14 protein-coding genes and 3 pseudogenes are annotated in these 21208 nt (G+C 71.8%); 5 read left to right on the forward strand and 12 right to left on the reverse strand.

What is annotated here, in order from left to right; translation table 11 throughout:
- Nucleotides 1–5 precede the first annotated feature (5 nt).
- The 3 genes from VFZ92_RS01160 to VFZ92_RS01170 form a co-directional block, all read right to left on the reverse strand.
- A complete protein-coding gene (locus VFZ92_RS01160; RefSeq protein ID WP_414719778.1) occupies nucleotides 6–956 on the reverse strand; it encodes an ABC transporter permease in 951 nt (316 codons plus the stop codon).
- A gap of 545 nt (nucleotides 957–1501) precedes the next feature.
- Complete coding sequence (ilvD, locus tag VFZ92_RS01165; RefSeq protein ID WP_330873745.1) at nucleotides 1502–3199, reverse strand: dihydroxy-acid dehydratase; 1698 nt, start codon at nucleotides 3197–3199, stop codon at nucleotides 1502–1504.
- A 52-nt stretch (nucleotides 3200–3251) separates the two neighbouring features.
- Nucleotides 3252–5153, reverse strand: coding sequence for a transglycosylase domain-containing protein (locus tag VFZ92_RS01170; RefSeq protein ID WP_330873746.1), 1902 nt, complete (start codon nucleotides 5151–5153; stop codon nucleotides 3252–3254).
- 119 nt (nucleotides 5154–5272) lie between these two features.
- Between VFZ92_RS01170 and VFZ92_RS01175 the strand changes: the two genes are divergently transcribed.
- Nucleotides 5273–6778, forward strand: a complete 1506-nt coding sequence (locus VFZ92_RS01175) for a serine/threonine-protein kinase (RefSeq protein WP_330873747.1) — start codon at nucleotides 5273–5275, stop codon at nucleotides 6776–6778.
- A 94-nt stretch (nucleotides 6779–6872) separates the two neighbouring features.
- On the opposite strand, the gene VFZ92_RS01180 is transcribed toward VFZ92_RS01175, so the two are convergent.
- From VFZ92_RS01180 to VFZ92_RS01200, 7 genes and pseudogenes are all read right to left on the reverse strand, one after another.
- On the reverse strand, nucleotides 6873–7469 hold the full coding sequence (locus VFZ92_RS01180; RefSeq protein WP_330873748.1) for a nitrile hydratase subunit alpha: 597 nt from the start codon (nucleotides 7467–7469) through the stop codon (nucleotides 6873–6875).
- A complete protein-coding gene (locus tag VFZ92_RS01185; RefSeq protein WP_330873749.1) occupies nucleotides 7469–7741 on the reverse strand; it encodes an SH3-like domain-containing protein in 273 nt (90 codons plus the stop codon). Before VFZ92_RS01185 ends, VFZ92_RS01180 begins: the two co-directional genes overlap by 1 nt.
- Nucleotides 7734–8018 (reverse strand): hypothetical protein, encoded by a 285-nt coding sequence (locus VFZ92_RS01190; RefSeq protein ID WP_330873750.1) that lies wholly within the window; start codon nucleotides 8016–8018, stop codon nucleotides 7734–7736. The genes VFZ92_RS01185 and VFZ92_RS01190 overlap by 8 nt, the downstream gene beginning before the upstream one ends.
- Before the next feature lie 16 nt (nucleotides 8019–8034).
- Nucleotides 8035–10116: pseudogene (locus VFZ92_RS42360) on the reverse strand (DNA gyrase subunit A); the annotation flags it as partial.
- A 390-nt stretch (nucleotides 10117–10506) separates the two neighbouring features.
- Nucleotides 10507–11154 (reverse strand): annotated as a pseudogene (locus VFZ92_RS42365) (LAGLIDADG family homing endonuclease); the annotation flags it as partial.
- A gap of 27 nt (nucleotides 11155–11181) precedes the next feature.
- Nucleotides 11182–12711, reverse strand: a pseudogene (locus VFZ92_RS42370) (DNA gyrase subunit A); the annotation flags it as partial.
- A gap of 32 nt (nucleotides 12712–12743) precedes the next feature.
- Nucleotides 12744–15344, reverse strand: a complete 2601-nt coding sequence (locus VFZ92_RS01200; RefSeq protein WP_330873752.1) for an ATP-binding protein — start codon at nucleotides 15342–15344, stop codon at nucleotides 12744–12746.
- A 144-nt stretch (nucleotides 15345–15488) separates the two neighbouring features.
- Here VFZ92_RS01200 and VFZ92_RS01205 point away from each other — a divergent pair, with 144 nt between their 5' ends.
- From VFZ92_RS01205 to VFZ92_RS01220, 4 genes are all read left to right on the forward strand, one after another.
- Nucleotides 15489–16031, forward strand: coding sequence for a hypothetical protein (locus VFZ92_RS01205; protein ID WP_330873753.1), 543 nt, complete (start codon nucleotides 15489–15491; stop codon nucleotides 16029–16031).
- A gap of 95 nt (nucleotides 16032–16126) precedes the next feature.
- The gene (locus VFZ92_RS01210) at nucleotides 16127–17431 is read left to right on the forward strand and encodes a PepSY-associated TM helix domain-containing protein (RefSeq protein ID WP_330873754.1); all 1305 of its coding nucleotides are present in this window, start codon (nucleotides 16127–16129) and stop codon (nucleotides 17429–17431) included.
- 55 nt (nucleotides 17432–17486) lie between these two features.
- Entirely contained in the window at nucleotides 17487–18035 is a 549-nt protein-coding gene (locus VFZ92_RS01215; RefSeq protein ID WP_330873755.1) for a DUF3558 family protein, read from the forward strand.
- Nucleotides 18036–18143: 108 nt separating this feature from the next.
- Entirely contained in the window at nucleotides 18144–19346 is a 1203-nt protein-coding gene (locus tag VFZ92_RS01220; protein ID WP_330873756.1) for an HNH endonuclease, read from the forward strand.
- Between the two features lie 78 nt (nucleotides 19347–19424).
- Here VFZ92_RS01220 and VFZ92_RS01225 read toward each other — a convergent pair whose 3' ends face one another.
- Complete coding sequence (locus VFZ92_RS01225) at nucleotides 19425–20348, reverse strand: NmrA/HSCARG family protein (RefSeq protein ID WP_330873757.1); 924 nt, start codon at nucleotides 20346–20348, stop codon at nucleotides 19425–19427.
- Nucleotides 20349–20432: 84 nt separating this feature from the next.
- A complete protein-coding gene (locus tag VFZ92_RS01230) occupies nucleotides 20433–21194 on the reverse strand; it encodes a DeoR/GlpR family DNA-binding transcription regulator (RefSeq protein WP_330873758.1) in 762 nt (253 codons plus the stop codon).
- Between the last annotated feature and the right edge of the window lie 14 nt (nucleotides 21195–21208).

The following is a 21208-nucleotide window of genomic DNA, read 5'->3' on the forward strand; positions in this document are numbered from 1 at the left end:
CCTGCCTAGATGCGGATTCGGGGGTCGAGAGCCGCGTAGAGCACGTCGGCCAGCCATCCGGAGAAGAGCACGCAGACCGCGACGAACAGCGTCACCGTGGCCGTCACGTTGGTGTCCTGCGTGGTGATGCCGGTGACGAGCCAGTCGCCCATGCCGAACCAGCTGAAGAGCCGTTCGGTGAACGTGCCGCCGACCACGAGCAGGCCGAAGCCGAAGGCGAACAGCGTGGCCATCGGGATCAGCGCGGTGCGCAGGCCGTGCTTGAACAGCGCCTTGCGCCGGGTGAGCCCCTTGGCCTGCGCGGTCCGCAGGAAGTCGCTGCCCAGCACGTCGAGCATCGACGAGCGCTGGTAGCGGCTGTAGTAGGCGATCTGGCCCAGCGCGATCGTCAGCGTCGGCACGATCAGGTACTGGAGGCGGTCGACCAGCGCGGCGAACCAGCTGCCCTGGAAGCCCGGTGTCGCCTCGCCGGTGAAGAGCAGGACGTTGTCGCCGATCGTGTTGTTCACGCCCTGGGCGCCGAGCTTGAGCACGGTGCCGAGCACGAACACCGGTGTCGACAGCACCACGAACGAGAACAGGGTGGCGAAGTAGTCGCTGAACTTGTACTGGCGGATCGCGCTGACCACGCCGAGCAGCACGCCGAAGATGATGCCGATCGTGATGCCGAGCAGGAACAGCCGCAGGCTCACGCCGACGCGCCTGCCGAGTTCGTCGGTGATCGGGCGGTCCGCGATCGTCCGGCCGAAGTCACCCTGCACGACTCCACCCATCCAGGTGAAGAATCGCTGCGGAATCGGCTGGTCGAGGTGCAGGTCGATCCGCTTCGCCTCGATCGTGGCGGCGGGCGGCGGCGGATTGCGCTGCTGGAGCACGCCAATGGGGTCGAATGTGATGGAGGCCAGGCTGAAGGCTAGGAACGTCGCGACGAACGCCAGCACTACGTAGTTGACCAACCGTCGCAACAGGAATCCGGTCACCTGTGCTCAGTCCTTCCGAGTGCGGTGCGACGTTGACGTGCGAGCCGGACCACCCGGTGCACGCGCTTCTCGCGAAGAGATTAAACAGGCCCACCCCCGATGATGGGACCGCCCCACGACTTGTCCCTCCAGCATCGCCTGACCTGCGTGTTGAGGGCGTGAACCGGAGCCACGGCGGTGATCAGCATGGCTGATCGGCTGACTTCCCGCCGTTCGACCCCGTTTATCCTCGCGCTTCCGACCGATGCTCCCCCCAATCGGGACGGGTTTGTGACCAAAACACCTTCGGGGGAAACCCGATCGTTACCCGCAGGGTGTTCTGACAACCCTGAGTTCGGACAGTCTTGTTGACCGTTCACAGCGAAGTCGCGGTGTACCCGGCCGAGTGACCTCGTTCTTGTGAAGTCGACCGGGGTAAAGACGCGTTCATTTGTTAATCGATCACGACGGGGGCCCGCGACGCCCTTTCCAGGGGCCGCGGACCCCTCCCCCGCGTTGTCAGGCTCGTTGTCAAGCCTGGTCTAGCCGCAGACGGCCCCTCCGGAGGCGGAGCCGACCAGCTTCGCGTACTTGGCCAGCACACCGCGCTGGTAGCGCGCGGGCAGCGGCGCCCAGCCCTCGCGGCGGGCCGCCAGTTCGGCCTCGTCGACCTCCAGGTCGAGCGTCCCGGTGCCGACGTCGAGCCGGATCCGGTCGCCGTCGCGGACGAACGCGATCGGACCGCCGTCCACCGCCTCCGGCGCGACGTGGCCCACGCACAGGCCGGTGGTGCCGCCGGAGAACCGGCCGTCGGTCAGCAGGAGCACGTCCTTGCCCAACCCGGCGCCCTTGATCGCGGCGGTGATCGCCAGCATCTCCCGCATCCCCGGCCCGCCCTTCGGACCCTCGTAGCGGATGACCACCACGTCGCCCGCGGTGATGGTGCCGTCCTCCAGGGCGTCCATGGCGGCGCGCTCCCGGTCGAACACCCGCGCGGTGCCGGTGAACACGTCGGAGTCGAACCCGGCGGACTTCACCACGGCGCCCTCCGGCGCCAGCGACCCGCGCAGGATGCTGATGCCGCCGGTCCGGTGGATCGGCCGGTCCATCGCGCGCAGCACCGTCCCGTCCGGGTCGGGCGGCGCGATGCCCGCCAGGTTCTCCGCCACGGTGAGGCCGGTCACGGTGAGGCAGTCGCCGTGCAGCAGGCCCGCGTCCAGCAGCGCCTTCATCACGACCGGCACACCGCCGATGCGGTCGACGTCGGTCATCACGTGCCGCCCGAACGGCTTCACGTCCGCCAGGTGCGGCACCCGAGCGCCGACGCGGACGAAGTCGTCCAGGCTCAGCTCGACCTCGGCCTCGTAGGCGATGGCCAGCAGGTGCAGCACGGCGTTGGTGGACCCGCCGAACGCCATGACGACCGCGATGGCGTTCTCGAACGCCTCGCGCGTCATGATCTGCCGCGCGGTGATGCCCCTGCGCAGCATCTCCACCACGGCCTGACCGGAGCGGCGGGCGTACCCGTCGCGCCGCCGGTCGGTCGCGGGCGGAGCGGCGCTGCCGGGCAGCGACATCCCCAGCGCCTCGGCGGCCGAGGCCATCGTGTTCGCCGTGTACATGCCGCCGCACGCGCCCTCACCAGGGCAGATGGCGCGTTCGATCAGGTCGACGTCGGCGCGGCTCATCAGCCCGCGCGAGCAGGCGCCGACGGCCTCGAACGCGTCGATGATCGTCACCTCGCGCTCGACGCCGTCCGACAGCGTCACGCGACCGGGCAGGATCGACCCGGCGTAGAGGAACACGCTGGCCAGGTCCAGCCGGGCGGCGGCCATCAGCATTCCGGGCAACGACTTGTCGCAGCCCGCGAGCAGCACCGTGCCGTCCAGCCGCTCGGCCTGCACCACCGTCTCCACGCTGTCCGCGATCACCTCGCGGGACACGAGCGAGAAGTGCATGCCCTCGTGCCCCATGGAGATGCCGTCGGACACCGAGATCGTGCCGAACTCCAGCGGGTAGCCACCCGCCGAGTGCACGCCGTCCTTGCTCGCCTTGGCCAGCCGGTCGAGCGAGAGGTTGCACGGCGTGATCTCGTTCCAGGACGAGGCGACGCCGATCTGGGGCTTCACCCAGTCCTCGTCCCCCATGCCGACGGCCCGGAGCATCCCGCGCGCGGCGGTGCGCTCCAGCCCGTCGGTGACGTCACGACTGCGCGGCTTGATGTCGGGAGTCTCGTTCATGCACGAAACCTAACCGCCCGGTCGAGGGCCGTGCTCACCGAACGGCCGCCGCCTACTCGAACCGGCCGATCGGCGTGGGCTCGGGGAACTCCGCGACGGGGGCGCCCTCCAGGGCCTCGTCCATGAACCGCTGCCAGATGCGCCCCGGCAGCCCGGCGCCGTCGACCTCGGCACCCGCGCGGTCCACGATCTCCACGTCACCCCTGTCGGTCCCCATCCACACGGCGGCGGACAGCGACGGCGTGTACCCGACCATCCACGCCGCGGCCACCTCGCCGCCGGGCAGCGTGACCGTCCCCGGCTTCCCGGCGCACTCCCGGCCCGCGCACCCGACCTGCCACGCGGCGGGAACGTCCTTCAGAGCCGCCGTCACGTTGCCCGCGACGGCCCTGCTCCCGGCGGCGTCACCGCCGAACGCGACCGTGGCCGAGTCCGCGTGCTGGTAGAGGACCTGGTCCCCCTCCGCCTCGACCCGCTCGACGAAGTACGGCTCGTGGTGCACGCCCTCGGCCGCGAACGTGCCGTAGGCGACCGCGAGGTCGAACGGGCGGACCAGCGTGGCGCCCGCGCCGATGGAGATCGCGGCGTCGGGAGCGCCCGTGCCGTCCGCGCCCACCAGCAGCTCCCGGCTGATGCCGGAGACCGTCACCGAGCCGGGCACGCCCGCCGAACGGGCCGCCGTCGCCACCGGGCGCGTGCCCACCCTCGTGAGCACGAGGTCGTAGAAGACCGTCGCGATGTCCTGCGCCGAGGCCGCGCGCAGCGAGCACTGGCGGCCGCACGACGCGGTGCCGCGGTTGCTGACCGTCCGATCGCCGAAGGTGCGCGGCGACGTGCCGTCCAGGGGCTCGCCGATCCCGATCCCCGCCTGGAGCGCGGCGGTCAGGGCGAACGGCGTGAACGCGGTGCCGGGTTCCCGCAGCGTGTCGCGCGCGTGGTCGAGGCCCGCGCCGTCCCGGCCCGCCCAGTAGGCCCGGACCGCGCCCCTGGTCGGGTCCACCGCGGTGAGGGACTGGCGCAGCACGTCCGGCTGGCCCGCCATCACCTCGTCGACGGCGTCCTCGGCGGCCCGCTGCGCCCGGCGGTCGATGGTGGTGCGGACGACGACCCCCGCCCGCTGGGCGCGCTCCAGCGGGAAGCCGACCTCCTCCAGCTCCCGCACGACCTGGTTCCTCAGCAGCTCCCGAGCGCCCTCCGGCGGCGCGATCCGGGTCGCCTCCACCGGCAGCGGCGCGGGGAACGACAGGGAGTCGCGGTACTCGCGGGTGATCCAGCCGCGGTCGGCCATGGTGTCCACGACGGCCGCCCAGCGGGCGGTGGCGTAGGCCCGGTCCTCGGACCGCGCCGGGTCCCGGATGAGACCCGCGATCATCGCGGCCTCGGTGCCGGTCAGCTCCCGCACGTCCTTGCCGTAGTACATCCGCGCCGCCGCCGCGAACCCGTGGGCCGTCCGGCCCAAGTAGACGGTGTCGAGGTATCCCCGCAGGACGAGGTCCTTGCCGTAGCGGGCGCTCAGCTTGCGCGCGGTCACCAGGTCGGTGAACCGGCGGCGCCAGGTGTCCCCGCTCCCCTCGGTCACCATCCGCAGGTACTGCCTGGCGATGCCGGAGCCGAGGTCGACGTCGGACGAGCTGTCGTAGTCCGGCTGCTCGGCGGCGAGCACCGCGTACTTCACGACGTCCCGCACCTCACCGGAGATCGACTCGCGGTTGGCGCCGCCTGCCGCGATCGTGGTCATCTCGGTGCCGTCGGAGTAGAGGATCCGCACGGACTTCGGCTGCCGCGCCGAGATCTCGGTCGGGCTGGGCACGTCGACGGCCTGGTTCACGACCGCGAAGGCACCGACCGGGACCAGCACCACCAGTGCCACCACCAGGTAACCGATCCTGCGGACACGACGCCAGACCCGCTTGCGCCGGGGGCGCGAGGCCTCCGCGTTCGGCTGTTCGGACACCGGATTCCTTCCCACGCGGATTCGACGGAGCCCATTCTGTCGGCCTCATTCGATCAGCCTCCGAGGTACCCCACTAACATTGCCCTACCGTCAGCGTTTGCCAGTCCGGGGAGTCGCACGTGAGCGAGGAAAACCGGCGGGTCGCCGGGCGTTATGAGCTGACCGAGCGCGTGGGCGGTGGTGCCATGGGCTTGGTCTGGCTCGCACGCGACCTACGGTTGGACCGCGTCGTCGCGGTGAAGGAACTGCTGCTGCCCTCTCACCTCGACGAGAAGCAGGGCGAGCAGGCCCGTCGCCGCGCCATGCGCGAAGCAAGGATCGCCGCGAGGTTGCAGCACCCCAACGCGATCGCCGTCTACGACGTCGTCGAGGACGACGGCCAGCCCTGGCTGATCATGGAGTACCTGCCGTCGCGGAGCCTGGCCGCGGTGATCGCCGACACCGGCCCGCTGCCGGTGGACGACGTGGTGCGGATCGGCGTGCAGCTCGCCACCGCGCTCGCCGCCGCGCACAAGGCGTCGGTGGTGCACCGGGACGTCAAACCCGGCAACGTCCTGCTCGGTGACGCCGGCGCGGTGAAGATCACCGACTTCGGCATCTCGCGCGCGATCGACGACGCCACCGCCACGGCGACCGGTCGGTCTGTCGGCACCCCGGCGTTCTTCTCGCCGGAGGTCGCCAAGGGCGAGGACGGCGGTTACCCGTCGGACGTCTTCTCGCTGGGCGCGACGCTGTACAACGCCGTCGAGGGCACTCCCCCGTTCGGCATCTCGGAGAACTCGATCGCCCAGCTGCACCGGGTGGCGGAGGGCACGATCCGGCCTCCGGAGAAGGCGGGCACCCTCACCCCGGTGCTGCTCAGGCTGCTGGACCCGGACCCCGAGACCAGGCCCACGATGGCCGAGGCCGCCGAGGAGCTGGCCGTGCTGGCGGAGATCTCCGAGCCGACGCCGCCGCCGGTCGAGGAGGTCCCGGCCCCCGCGGCCGAGGCGCCCACCGAGCCCGAATCCACCCCCGCCCCGGCCGAGCCGGTGGCGGCGGCGCCCGCACCGTCCACAGAGGACGAGCAGAAGCGGCGCAAGCGAGCGGTCCTCGGTCTGATCGGCGCCACGGTGCTGCTGCTCGTCGTCGTGGGAGCGGCGTTCCTGTTCGCCAACCTCGGCAAGTCGGGGGAGAACACGCCGTCCGGCGCCTCCAGCGGCTCGGTGAACCCGACCACGACCAGCCAGCAGGTCACCGAACAGCCCCCGGCGGAGACCACCCAGTCCGACGTCACCACGACGACCAGCTCGTCCTCCACCCCGGCCCCGACCACGACCACGCCCCCGCCGCCCGCGCAGACCACGGCCGCGCAGGCGATCATCGACTACTACGCGGTCCTCCAGACCGACAAGGCCGCGTCGTACGCCCGGCTGACGGACAACTTCAAGCAGGCCAGGGCCAAGTCCTTCGCCGACTACACGTTCTTCTGGGGCCAGAACACCGCCACGGTGAGCAACGTCGTCGAGCAGGGGCCGAACACCGTCGCGGCGGCCGTCACGTTCAACGGCAACGAGGTCGAGAACCACGTGTACACGCTGGTCCAGCAGAACGGGCAGTGGCTGATCGACACCCAGAGCCCCTAGCGGGCACGACACCCGACGGCCGGACACCTCTCGGAGTCCGGCCGTCGCGCCGCTCCCCCGCCGTCGCCGAAGGAGTGGCCGACGCGGCGCAGCACTAGACCGCGGCCACCCCGATCAACCCGTTGCGCGTGACCAGATCGGCCAGAGCGCGCTCGTCCAGGCCCTCGGTGCCCTCCGGCCGCCGCGGGAGCACCACGAACCGCGTCTCCGCGGTGGCGTCCCACACCGCGATCGCCACGCCGTCCGGCAGGACGAGGTCGAACTCGGCCAGCACGGACCGGGGGTCGCGCACCACCCGCGACCGGTAGGCCTCGCTCTTGTACCAGGTGGGAGACGGCCCCAGCAGCGCGATCGGGTAGCACGAGCACAGGGTGCAGACCACCACGTTGTGGCTCGTCGCGGTGTTCTCCACGACCTTCAGCCGCTGCTCCTGCAACCCGCCGCCCATGGACACGCCCACCTCCCCGATGGCGGCGTTGGCGTCCAGCAGGAGGCGCTCGCGGAAACCGGGGTCCACCCACGCCCTGGCCACCAGCCGGGCCCCGTTGTCCGGGTTCGCCCGAGCCAGGAAGGCCTCCAGCGCGCGGTCCAGCTCCTGCGCGTCCACCAGCCCGCGCCGCTCCAGCAGCGCCTCCACGTGCCGGACCCGCGCGGCCAGTTCGGCGTTCGCGCCGCCGTGGTCCCCGCCCATCAGGACACCGCCCGGAGGTAGCTCTCCCACAGGGCGACGGTGACGTCGTGGTCGCCCTCGCCGAACAGGTCCCGCGCGGCGAACCGGACCGCGTACACCGCCTCGGGCTCCCCCGGCAGACCACGCGCGCGGTCGTCGGCGAGCGGGAACACGCCCTCGCTCTCGACGACCGTCCCCACCGCGCCGCGCGCGTACCTCGGCAGCCGGGTGTGGTGCGGCGGGTCCCCGGCCGCGGTGCGCACCCGGTCCCCCGGCGCGAACAGCTCAGCCACCGGTGACCTCCACAGCCGTGCACACGCCCTTGGCCACCAGCAGGGAGGTGATCGCGTGGAACCACCGCTCGTAGTACGAGGCCGCCAGGAACTCCCGAGGCGGCAACCGTTCCACGGCGTCGCGGAACTCGTCCAGGTTGTAGACCCCGCGACCGATGAGCGCGCGGTTCATCGCGAACACGTGCGCCTCCCAGTCGGAGTGGAACGGCGGCTCGTCCAGCTCCTGCTCGATCGGCGGGAAGCCCTGCATCCCCCCGACGTCGTTGATCCGGCTCATCCCGCTCCTCCCGGCCTCAGCCCCGCTCGATCACGTGCCCCACGACGTCCGGACCGGGGTGCGGCGCCCCGGACCCGTCCCGCCTCTGCTCGACCTCGGGCAGCTCCACCGGCACACCGTTCTTCGACGCGCCTGCCGGACGCGGTCCGATCCACGCCAGCACCAGCTCGGTCTCGCCCCGCAGGAACCGCTGCGACCGCACACCACCGGTCGCCCTGCCCTTCGCGGGGTACTCGCTGAACGGCGTCACCTTCACGCTCTGCCCGCTCGACGTCACCACCATCGGCTCGCCGTGCGCCTCGTCGTCCGTGCGGACGGCGCCGAAGAACACCACCCGCGCCCCCGCCGACACGTTGATCCCGGCCATGCCGCCGCCCTTGAGGCCCTGCGGCCGCACCAGCGACGCCGCGTACCGCAGCAGCGACGAGTCCGACGTGACGAACGCGAGCGTCTCCGTGCCGTCGACCAGCCAGGTGGCGCCGACGATCTCGTCGCCCTCCTTGAGGCTGATGACCTCGAACTCGTCCGACCGCACCGGCCACTCCGGCGCGCACACCTTCACCACGCCCTGCCGCGTGCCGATCGCCAGACCCGGCGACGCCGGGTCGGGTTCGCCCAGCGGCGCGATGCCGACGACCTTCTCGCCCTTCTCCAGCGGCAGCAGCTCGCTCGCGGCCATCCCGCCGCTGAGCGACACCGTGCCGATCTGCTCCGGCAGCACCGGCAGCGGCAGCACGTCCGTCTTGAACGCCCGACCGAGGTTCGTCACCAGCAGGATCTGGCCGCGGGCCGTCGAGTGCACCACCGCCGCGACGGCGTCGTGCCGGGTGCGGCCCTTGCGGCGCTTGGCCTCCGACGCCTCCTCCGACTCGGCGGCCGTCCTCGCCACCAGCCCCGTCGCCGACAGGATGACCTGGCACGGGTCGTCCGCGACCTCCAGCGGCCCGGCGGGCTTGGACGCCGCGAGGACCTCCTTCAGGTCGCCGTCGATCAGCGAGGTGCGGCGGACCGTCGTCAGCTCCTTCGCCACCGCGGCCAGCTCGGTCGACACCAGCTTCTTCAGCACCGACTGGTCGTCCAGGATCCTGGTGAGCTCGGCGATCTCGGCGCTCAACCGCTCCTGCTCGCCCTCCAGCTCGATCCGGTCGAACTTGGTGAGCCTGCGCAGCGGCGTGTCCAGGATGTAGGTCGCCTGGATCTCCGAGAGCCTGAACCGCTTCATCAGGCCGTCCTTCGCGGCCTGCGCGTTCTCGCTGTCGCGGATCAGCCTGATGACCTTGTCGATGTCCAGCAGGGCCTTGAGCAGCCCCTCGACCAGGTGCAGCCGGTCCTCGCGCTTGCGGCGGCGGAACCTCGTCCGCCGCGTCACCACGTCGTAGCGGTGGGCGAGGAACACCTCCAGCAGCGCCTTCAGCCCCAGCGTCTGCGGCTGGCCCTCGACCAGCACCAGGTTGTTGATGCCGAACGACTGCTCCATCGGCGTCAGCCGGTACAGGTCGGCCAGCAGCGCCTGCGGGTTCACGCCGACCTTGCACTCGACGACCAGCCGGATGCCGTTCTCGCGGTCGGTGAGGTCCTTGACGTCCGCGATGCCCGACAGCCGCTTGGACTTGTTCACCTCGTCGGTGATCTTCTCGATGATCCGCTCGGACCCGACGCCGTACGGCAGCTCGGTGACCGTGATCGCCTGCCTGCCGCGACTGCCCTCCAGCGGCCCGATCTCGACCTTGGCGCGCATCCGCACGACACCGCGCCCGGTCTCGTAGGCCTTGCGCACCTCGTCCAGCCCCAGCAGCGCCCCACCGGTCGGGAGGTCGGGACCGGGCACGAACTCCATCAGCTTGTCGAGCGTGGCGTCCGGGTGCGTGATCAGCCACCGGGCCGCCGCCACGACCTCGCCCAGGTTGTGCGGGATCATGTTCGTCGCCATGCCGACCGCGATGCCGGACGTGCCGTTCACCAGCAGGTTGGGGAACGCGGCCGGCAACACCGACGGTTCGAGCAGCGACCCGTCGTAGTTGGGCCGGAAGTCGATCGTGTCCTCGCCCAGCTCCCCGACGAGCAGCATCGCGGCCTGCGACATGCGGGCCTCGGTGTTGTGGTTCACGAACCCACCCGCGAGGAACGAGTGGTCCTCGGAGTCGACTCGAACCGAGTACACCTCGGCCGGGTCGCACGGCTCCACCTCGGTGACGGTCTCGAACCGGTAACCGGAATCCATGATCGGCAGGATCGTCGCGAGCACCTCCGGATCCTCGATCCGGTCGATGATCCGGAGCCGTTCGGTCTCCCAACGTTCCACACGGTCGAACTTGTGCCGCGTGAGCCACTCGCGGCCGCTGCCGCCACGGTCGAGGTCCAGCGCGCCGCGCACGAAGTCGGCTACGAACGGAACGCTCTCCCGGCTCGGCCGGTGCGGACGCAGGGGCGAGCGCTCCAGCAGCTCCCGCACCTCCGCCTGCTTCGTCCTGAGGAACCCGACGCGGGAGACGAAGGCGCGGACGTCGCGAGGACCGGAGATGACGAGGCGGTGTTCCACCGCACCCCTCGCACGGGTGTACTCGCGGTGCCGCGCGATGACACCGAACTCGGCGAGCATCTCGTGGAGCTCGTTCGCCAGCCGTTCGCTGTACGTGGAGTACTGGACGGTGAACCCGTCCTTGGCGTCCCGAACACCCCCGTCACCTTCGAACGCGGCCATCAGGAACGCTCGTTTGACCCCCCAACCACCGTTCCACACGAACTCGGGGACGAACTTGTCCCTGGCCTGGTGACCGATGAACTCCGCCAGCGGACTGCGGCGGAACGCCTCCATGCCACCCGCGTGGTCCTGGATGTCGAGTTCCTGGATCCGCTCGCGGTCCTGACCGGTGTGACGTTCCGAGACGTAGCGCTGACCACCCACGACCTGGTCGTAGGCGTGCATCACCTCACCGAAGTAGTGCTCGTCGGTGTGGCTGAAGCCCGCGCGGTTCCCGTCGGCCCACCCTTCGGAGACCCAGGCGCCGCCGAGAACTCCGAGCACGTACTCGTCGGCCGTCGGGATGACCTCCGACCAGGCGTTCCGCGCGACGCACACGACGGCGCCCGGCTGGACCTCGTCCAGCCTCCGCCATTGGAAGAGCGGGACACCCATCGGTGCTTCCAAGCACAGGACCAGGTGGTTCTCGCTACCCCGGATCGAGAAGCCCGCCCTGGTGCGGATGCGCAGCGTCGGGTGGACCCCCGAGTTGAACACCTTGGTGACCCGAACGGCCTTGCCGTCCTTGTCGAGGACCTCGAAGTCGGCATCCGCCTCGGAGTCCGCGGGCAGGTTGACCAGGTCCGCGATGCGCGGGGTCGAACCGTTCGCGAGGCGAACGCGGGTGTCGCCGACGACGCAGTACCTCGACGCCGCCGGTCCGTCGTCCGGGCTGCCGAAGTTGCCGTGCCCGTCGACCAGCGGCGTGTTCAGCGAGAAGTCCTGCGCGAGGCGGACCATCGCGTCGTAGATGGCGGTGTCGCCGTGCGGGTGGTACTTGCCCATGCAGTTGTGGACGACCTGGCCCTCGACGACGAACGCGTGCTCCTCGGCGCCGACCTGGATGTCGTAGGTCGTGTCGCGGGTGACCGGCTCGACCGAGCGGACGCCGGTCAGCGACCAGCCGGGCAGCAGGGACGGGCGGGCGGCGGGCGGGGCGGGCACGGCGCGCAGGCCCTCGGTGCGGGACCACGGCAGCAGCGCCTCGGCCAGCGCGGCGGCGTCGGCGCCGACGACCAGGAGGCCGGCGTCGTGGGACGTGGCGCGGAAACCGAGGTCGGCCAGGAACGGGCGGGCCTCGGCGGGGAGCACGACGCCGTGCGCGGACGCGGAGCCCGCGGCGTCGAGCAGCCCGGCCAGGAACGGCACCCAGGACGCGCGGTCGGCCAGCACCTCGGCGAGGTCGGTCGCGCCGAGACCGGGGATGGTGAGGACGTGCCGCTCGGGGTCCTCGTGCTTCTCGCGGGTGGTCTCGACGTCCGCGCCGATCGCCCAGCCGTGGGCGATGTCGATCACGGTGCTGTCGGTGGACGAGACCACCGCGGCGCCCTCGACGACCTCGCCGCACGCGAGGACCAGCGCCCGCACGTACGGGAGGGCGTCGGCGCACGGTGCGGTCGCGGCCCAGCGGGCCGTGCCGTAGCCCGCGGTGAGCTTGCCCGCGAGGTCGCGGGCGGCGGTCCAGCGGGGCGCCAGGTCGTCGTCGAGGGTGCGGAAGCGCTGACCGGGCGTGACGACCATGCTCTGACCGGTGGCCCACGTGACGCGCACCAGTTCGGAGACCGGGTTCTCGTAGACCCGCACGACGGGGACCGGGACACCGGCCGGGTCGAGGACGTGGTCGCCGACCTCGATGGTCTCGATCGGCCGCAGGCCCTCGGGCGTCGACACCAGCGCGCCGCGCACGAAGCAGTCGCCGACCACGCGGGCGGACTTCACGTACGCGTGCGTCGGCCGGTAGCCCTGCTCGTTCATCGAGTACAGGATGCGGCGGTGCACGGGCTTGAGCCCGTCCCGCGCGTCCGGGAGGGCGCGCGAGTGGATGACCGAGTACGCGTACTCCAGGTACGAGTCCTCGATCTCGGACTTGAGCGGGTTGTCGACCACGTTCGCGCCCGCCTGGTCGAAGGCGGAGGGGTCGACCTTGGTCGTCGGGCCTTTGCGGCGTGCCATGGCTGAGCGCTCTCTCTACGGGTTCGTGGTGGTCAGAGGTCGATGGCCGACTGGTCGACGCGGGAGGACGACTCCACCAGCCACGCGCGGCGCGGTTCGACCTTCTCGCCCATCAGCAGTTCCAGTGCCGACTCGGCCGCCTCGGCGTCGTCGATGGTGATGCGGCGGACGGAGCGGGTGGCCGGGTTCATCGTGGTGTCCCACAGTTCGTCCGCGTCCATCTCGCCGAGGCCCTTGAACCGGGGCACCGGGGTGACGATCTGCTTGCCCGCCTTCTCCAGGCGGGCGACCGTCTGCTCCATCTCGCGCTGGGTGAACGTGAAGCGGGTCTCCGGGTTGCGGCCCCTGGTCACGACCTTGTGCAGCGGCGGCATCGCGGCGTAGAGCCGCCCGTCCTCGATGACCGGGCGCATGTACTTGGCGAACAGCGTGATCAGCAGCGTCCGGATGTGCGAGCCGTCGACGTCGGCGTCCGCCATCAGGATCACCCGGCCGTAGCGCATCGCGGCCAGGTCGAACGTGCGGCCGGTGCCCGCGCCGAGCACCTGGACGATCGAGGCGATCTCGGCGTTGCGCAGCGTGTCGCCCAGGCTCGCCTTCTGCACGTTGAGGATCTTGCCGCGCAGCGGCAGCAGCGCCTGGTACTCCGACACCCGCGCCATGCGGGCGCTGTTGTGCACGAACACGCCGTTCTCCAGCGCGAAGTTGTGGTGGTGCTCGACGGTGAGGTCGTAGACGTCGGCGACCTCCTCCAGCACCTCCACCGACTGGACCTGGTGGTTGACCGGCGCGCGGCCGTCGCCGGGCGAGTCGAGCGTGCCGGACAGCGACGGGTGCGAGTCGAGGCGGGGCAGCGCCCAGATCTCGGTGTCGTTCATCCAGACCGGCCTCGTTCCGTCCACAATGGACGACGAGCGGTACAGCGGCATCAGCGACTGGCCGACGACGAGTTCGTCCGCCCGCCGGTAGGAGCCGTCGCGCAGCCGGAACAGGTGGTCGGGGGTGCAGCGGACCGCCTCGCCGTTGTCGAGCGTCACCCGGACCAGCGGCGCCATGAAGCGGGTCAGCCTCGGCTCCAGCAGCGGGGCCACGACGACGTGCCCGGTCTCGGTGGTGGCGTAGCCGTAGTGGGTGATGCCGAACGCCCAGTCCGCGACGAGGTCGGCGAACGACCTCGGGCGGCCGAACGCCATCGCGACCATCGTGTCGCCGGTGAAGCAGCCCAGCGCGCTGTCACCCTCCACCAGGAACAGCTCGCTGCGGGACACGCCCGTCGCGCGGCAGTCGACCAGCTTCGGCGGCATCGACGCGCCCTCCAGCGCGGTCTTGCGGCGGGCCGCGTCCTTCTGCTGCTTCTGGGTCAGCCGCACGCGCGAGGCGTCGACGACCTTCTGGAGCACGACCTTCGCCTCCAGCTTGGTCCTCTTGTCCTCGGTCCACGCCCGGAGGTACTTCTCGACGACGGCCTGGATGACCTTGGTGATGCCCGCGGTGGACAGCTCGTCCTTGGTCTGCGAGGTGAACTGGGGCTCGGGGATGCGGACGTGGATGACGGCCGTCATGCCCTCCAGGACGTCGTCCAGGGTCGGCATGTCCTCCTTGGCCTTGAGCAGGCCGCGGGTCTTGGAGATGGCGTCGTGCAGGGCCTTCACGACCGCGCGGTCGAAGCCGCGGCGGTGGGTGCCGCCGTGCACGTTGCGGATCGTGTTGGTGAAGCACTCGACGGACCGCTCGTACCCGGTGCCCCAGCGGAGCGCGACCTCGACCTCGGCGTGGCGCTCCACTTTGGACCGCATGACGCCGTTCTGGTCGGCCGCGTTCTCCTGGTAGGTGCCCGCGCCGTTGACCAGCAGCGTGCCCGACACGGCCTTGTCGCCCGCCGGGGCGAGGAAGTCGACCATGTCGGCGAGGCCGTTGGGATAGTGGAACGTCTCCTCGCCGATCGAGTCCTCGATCGCGTGGCGCAGGACGTAGGTGACGCCGGGCACCAGGAACGCGGTGTTGCGCAGCTTCGAGCGCACGGCCTCGACGTCCAGCGACGAGCCGTTCTCGAAGTACCGGGAGTCGTACCAGTACCGGATGGACGTGCCGGTCGACTCGCCGCGCTTCATCCGGCCGGTGATCTGGAGGCCGGACTGGCGGGTGAACGGGGCCTTCGGGCCGGGACCGTCGAACACGGCGGGAACGCCGTGCGCGAACGACATCTGGTGGACCTTGCCGTCGCGCTTGACCGTGACGTCGAACCGGTGGGACAGGGCGTTGACCGCCGACGCGCCGACGCCGTGCAGACCGCCGGAGGTCTTGTAGCCCGAGCCGCCGAACTTGCCGCCCGCGTGCAGCCTGGTCAGCACCAGCTCGACACCGGACAGACCGGACTTCGCGTGCACACCGGTGGGGATGCCGCGGCCGTCGTCGTCGACCTGGACGCTGCCGTCCGCGTGCAGCGTCACGACGATCCGCGTGGCGTGGCCCGCGATCCCCTCGTCGGTCGAGTTGTCGACCACCTCGGTGAAGAGGTGGTTGATGCCGCGGCTGTCGGTGGACCCGATGTACATGCCGGGTCGTTTGCGGACCGCTTCCAGACCCTCCAGGTGTGTCAGGTCATCGGCCCCGTAGAGGGTCTCGGCAGTCACAGGGTCAATCTCCCGGTCGTGGGTTGCGGACGCGCTTGCGATGGGCGGTACTGGGAGACTATCCGGACGGTCCGACACTTTTCCGAACCACCGGGGGACCAGCCCCCTTATGCGGGGCGTCTTCCCTGGCTAGGGTCTCCGGTCATGACCTTGCTCCCACCCACCAGCGGCGCCGGGAGGCTGCTGCGCGGTGGGGTCGCGGGAGCCGCGACCGGGGCGTTGGCGGTGGTCGCGCACGTCGAGGCGAACGGTGCCCTGCCGGGCGCGGGACTCGTGGTGCTGCCCGTGCTCCTGCTGGCCGCGGCGGCCTCCGCGCTGGGCGGCCGGGAACGCGGTCCGGCGCAGATCCTCGCGCTGGTGGGCGCGGGCCAGTTCGCCATGCACCTGCTGATGTCGCTCGCCGCGGCGCGGGCGCACGACCACGGCGCGCAGCCGTTCGACTCCGGTCCGCTCATGCCGGTCGCGCACGTGCTGGCGACGCTGGCCGTCGTGGCGGTGCTCGCGGGCGCCGAGCGCGCGGTGTTCGCGGTGACCGCGGCGCTGGCGTCGGTGCTGCCGCGGAAGCTGGGCCCCGTCCCGGTCACCGGTCCGCTGAGGACCGTCGTGGCCGAGTCGGCGCGGTCGCCCGTGTCCGGGGTCGCGCGGGGCGGCGGGCCGACCCGCCGCGGTCCCCCCGCCACCCGCTGAACCCCCTCCACCCGAGCCGTCGACCCCAGGTCGACGGCCGCAGCGCGGTGCGCGCACCACACCCCCGCACTCCCGTGCCACGCCCTGGAGAACCCATGACCACGACCTCGGACCAGGTCGTCCAGTCCACCACGGGCCTGCGCGGCCTCGTGCTCCGCTGCCACTTCTACGCGGGCGTGCTGGTCGGCCCGTTCGTGCTGGTCGCCGCGCTCACCGGTGTCCTCTACGCGCTGACCCCGCAGCTCGAGTCCTGGCTCTACCACGGTGAGCTGTCGGTCCCCGTGAGCAGCCGTCCGCTCCCGCTGGCCGAGCAGGTGCTCGCCGCCAGGGCGACCAACCCGACGGGCTCGCTCGTCGCCGTGCGCCCCGCGCCCGAACCCGGTGACACCACACGGGTCCTGTTCACCGAACCCGGTCTCGGCGGGTCGGAGCGGCGGGCGGTGTTCGTCGACCCCGGCACCGGCCGGGTCACCGGTTCGCTCGTGGCGTCCGGCACGAGCGGCGTGCTGCCGCTGCGGACCGCGCTGGACCAGGTGCACCGCAACCTCCTGCTGGGCGAACCCGGCAGGCTGTACAGCGAACTCGCCGCGTCGTGGCTGTGGGTGGTCGCGCTCGGCGGCGCCGTGCTGTGGCTCACCCGGTCCCGCGCGACCCGCGGGCGGCGGCGCTCGCTCGGGGTGCACGGCGTCCTCGGGATGTGGGTGCTGCTGGGCGCGGTGTTCCTGTCGGCCACCGGTCTCGCGTGGTCGGCGTACGCGGGCGGGAACGTCGCGGCGGTGCGGTCGGCGCTGGGCTGGGCCCCGCCGTCGCTCCGGACCGGCGGCGGGGGCGAGCACGCCGGTCACGCCGCGGACCGGGTGGACGACGTGCTCGCCTCCGCCCGTGCGGCCGGGATCGACGCGGGCGCGCTGGAGATCGGGTTGCCGGACGGGCCCGGCGAGCCGTGGGAGGTGACCGAGGTCGAGCGCGGGTGGCCGACCCAGGTCGACGCCGTGGCCGTCGACGGCGCTTCGGGCTCGGTGGTGGGGTCGGTGCGGTTCGCCGACTACCCGGTGGCGGCGAAGCTGGCGCGGTGGGGCGTCGACGCGCACACGGGCGTGCTGTTCGGGTGGCCGAACCAGGTGCTGCTGCTGGCCGTCGGGCTCGGCCTGGTGGTGCTGGTCGTGCTCGGGTACCGGATGTGGTGGCGGCGCAGGCCGGTGCGGGCGACCGCGGTGGCGTTCGGGAAGCCGGTCGCGCGGGGCCAGTGGCGGAAGGCGTCCACTCCGTCGGTGCTGGTGCTGCTGGTGGTCGCGGGCCTGGTCGGGTGGTTCGTGCCGCTGCTGGGGACGAGCCTGGTGGCGTTCCTGGTCGTGGACGTGGTGCTCGGGCTGCGGGCCCGCGCGGCGGCCGGGAACTGAACCGGGGGCGTTCGGGGTCCGTAGGACTCAGCGGGACCACCCGGAGGTGAGAACCGTGAAGTTCGCGAACCTCGCGATCGCCGTCACCGCGGCGGGCGCCCTGTCCGCCTGCGCGTCCGCGTCCACCGCCGCTTCCAGGAGCGACGTGCCGAAGCTCGAAGTCCCACCGCTGAGCATGGCCGGGTTCACCGGCAAGCCGTGCCGGGTGTTCGGGGTCGACCAGCTCGGCTCGCTGGGCATCACCGCGCCGGGGGCACCGGACCCGGAGCAGTTCACCGCCCGCTGCCGGTGGACCGACGGGAAGGCCACGACCATCGGCATCTCGCTGTTCGGCGAGTCGCAGGGGCTGGCGCGGGTGTACGCCGCCAAGGAGGCGTTCCCCTACTTCAAGCCCACCGAGGTCGCCGCCTACCCGGCGGTCGACCGCGACACCGCCCAGGGCACCACCGGCACCTGCTCGACCGTCGTCGGCATCGCCGACGGCGCCGCGTTCGAGATCGAGGTGGACGTGGACGACCAGGCCTCCGCCGACTACACCGCACCGTGCGCGGTGTCGAAGCACGTCGCGGAGATCGCCCTCGCCAACATCAAGGGGGGTGGCTGACCGCTCTCCAACCCGAACGGACGCCACGATCCAGGATTCACCCGGTAGAACCGGCGAACGCGGACTGTTCGCCGGGCCCGATGGCGACGGCCGTTATACGATCGTGACATGACCGGATTGGCACTCCTGGACGACGCGGGGCTGGTGGAAGCCCTGCGCGTCGGTGTCGAGCGCGCCCGGTCCGCCCACGCGTCCGTCCTGGCGGTGCTGGCCGAGGCCAGGTCCCGCGGCCTGGAGGCGCGCGCCGGGTACCGGAGCCTGGCGGAGCTGGTCAAGCACGTCGCGAGGGTCGACACCGGCGAGGCGAAGCGGTGGGTGGCCCAGGCCGCCGCGCTGTTCCCGTCCACGACGCCGACCGGTGCCGTCGTCGCCGCCCCGCTGCCCGTGGCGGCGGTCGCGGTGGCCGAGGGCGCGCTGTCACCCGCGCACCTGGACGTGCTGGTCGGCGCGATGGCGTCGCTGCCCGCCGAGGCGGAGCGGATCCTGGTCGACGTCGCCCGGTCCGCCGAGCCCGCCGGGGTGCGGGCGGTGGCGGCGGGCATCCGGGCGCGCGTCGACCAGGACGGGCGCGAGCCGGACGACCGGGAGCCGGCCCAGCCGGTGAACCTGCTGCACCTGCGGACCAAGCTCGACGGCCGGGTGGAGTTCAGCGGCCGACTGGGGTACGAGCAGGGCGAGCTGCTGCGGGCGCTGATCGGACCGCTGGCGAAGCCGCACGCCCCGGACGCCGCCGGTCCCGACACCCGCACCCTGCCCGAACGCCAGGGCGACGCGCTGGCCGACGTGCTCGACCTGGCGTCGCGCTCGCCGCACCTGCCGACCGAGGCCGGGGAACGGCCCCACGTCACCGTGACCGTCGACCACCAGACCCTGGTGTCCGGGATCGGCACGGCGGTCCTCGGCGGCTCCAGCGTGATCAGCGCGTCCGAGGCCCGCCGGATCGCGTGCGGCGCGGGGATCATCCCCGTGGTGCTGGGCGGGGAGGGCGAGGTGCTGGACATCGGTCGGATGTCGCGCAGGCTGACCCCGCACCTGCGGCGCGCGCTGCACCTGCGAGACGGCGGCTGCGCGTTCCCGATGTGCGACCGGCCGCCGAACTGGGCCGACGCCCACCACGTCGTGGAGTGGCACCGGGGCGGTCCCACGAGCATCGACAACCTGGTGCTGCTGTGCCGCAGGCACCACACCCTGGTCCACCGCAGCGAGTGGGAGGTCCGGATGGAGAGCGGACTTCCGCACTTCATCCCGCCCGCGTTCATCGATCCGCGGCGAAGACCGCTGCACAACGCGGTGCGCAGACCGGCGGCGTGACCGAGGCGGTCGGAAGGGGTGGTCGGGTCCGTTCGGGACAACGGACCCGAACCTCCCTTCCGACCGCACGGGAACGGGTCAGGCCGTGGCGTGCATGTGCTCCCTCGCCCAGGTCTCGAAGCTGGTGAGGGGGATGCCGAACTCCCGCGCGAACTCCGGACGGGCGGGCTGGCCCTCCACGTTCATCCACTCGTGCGAGGCGCCCATCGGCGGCATCCCGGCGGCGAGGGCCTCCTCGACCGTCATGGTCGGGGCGGGCAGCGGCGTGCCCAGCACTCGGGAGAGGACCTCGGCGATCTCGGTCATCGACAGGTACTCGCCCGCCAGCTCCAGTTCGACGCGGTCGAAGCGCTCCGGGTCGGCGATGGCCGCGGCGGCCGCGACACCGATGTCGTGCGTGGCGACCAGCGACAGCCGGGTCTCGGGGCGCAGAACGCTGACGAGTCCGCCCTCGATGCCTCGGGGGAACAGGAACGCCAGGGACGGGAGGAAGTTCTCCATGAAGAAGCCCGGCTTGAGGATCGTCCAGTGCGGGAAGCCGGCTTCGCGGACCCGGTCCTGGATCGCGCTCTTGGCGCCGAAGGTCGGCTCCATCAACGCCCAGCGGCCTTCGGCCCAGCCGGGGGCCTCGGTGTGCCGGCCCGCACCGGTGACGGAGGTGTGCACGAACTGCGGCACCCCGGCGGCTCTCGCGGCCTCGACGAGGGTGGTGCCCTGGGTGATCTCGTCGTCGTGGTCGAAGCCCTGCCCGGTGAAGGCGGGCATCTGCACGGAGAACACGGCGCGGGCGCCCTTGGCCGCTCGGACGACGGAGTCGTGGTCGAGCAGGTCGCCCACGACCAGTTCGACGCCGAGCGCCTCGACGGCCTTCGCGCGCTCGGTGGCCGGGTCGCGGACGAGAGCGCGGACGGGGACGCCCGCGGCGAGCAGGGCTCGGGCGGTGGCCCCGCCCTGCCTGCCGGTGGCGCCGGTGACCAGGACGGGTGCGGACTCTGCGGACATGGTGCTCCTCGGGACTCGACAGCAAACGGCGGGGTCCGCCGTTTCCACTCGGTCACGATATGGCGGGGCCCGCCACTTAGCAAGTCAGACGACCACGACCTCCACGCCCGCCGCGCGGAGCCGGTCCACGCCCTCGGGTGACGCGCTCGAATCGGTGATCACGACGGTCACCTCGCTGATGTCCGCGATGCGGGAGAACGCCCGCTTGCCGATCTTCGAGCCGTCCGCGAGGACGATCACCTGGTCGGCGGTCTTCATCAGGCAGTGGTCGGTCTGCGCTTCCACCGAGTCGTGCGTGCTGATGCCGCCGCGCACGTCGATGCCGTCCACGCCGAGGAACACCACGTCGAGGCTGATGCCGGACAGGGCGCGGTCGGCGATCGGGCCCACCAGCTCGTAGGTCTCGGGGCGGACGCCACCGCCGGTGACCACCAGGTCGATCATCGGGCGGACGGACAGGTCGGCGGCGATGTTGAGCGCGTTGGTCACGACCTTCAGCGACCGGCCGGTGGCGAGCAGGCGGGCGAGTTCGGTGGTGGTCGTGCCGCCGTTGAGGCCCACGGAGTGCACGGACTCGTCGACCCGCAGGGCGGCGGCCTCCGCGATCTGCCGCTTCTCCTGCTCGCGGCGGCCGACCCGGTAGCGCATCGGCAGCTCGTAGATGACCTCGGCGGCGATGGCGCCGCCGTGGGTGCGCTTGAGCAACTGCTGCTCCTCCAACGACTGGAGGTCGCGCCGGATCGAGGCGACGGACGCCCCCAGGTCGCTGGAGAGGTCGACGACGCTCACCGAACCGGTGTCCGCCAGCCGTTCAAGGATGGCGGAAAGGCGCTGTTGCTGACGCATTCGCTCACCATAGT

Origin of the sequence: Umezawaea sp. (genome assembly GCF_036375055.1) — a bacterium.
Taxonomy (GTDB): Bacteria; Actinomycetota; Actinomycetes; order Mycobacteriales; family Pseudonocardiaceae; genus Umezawaea.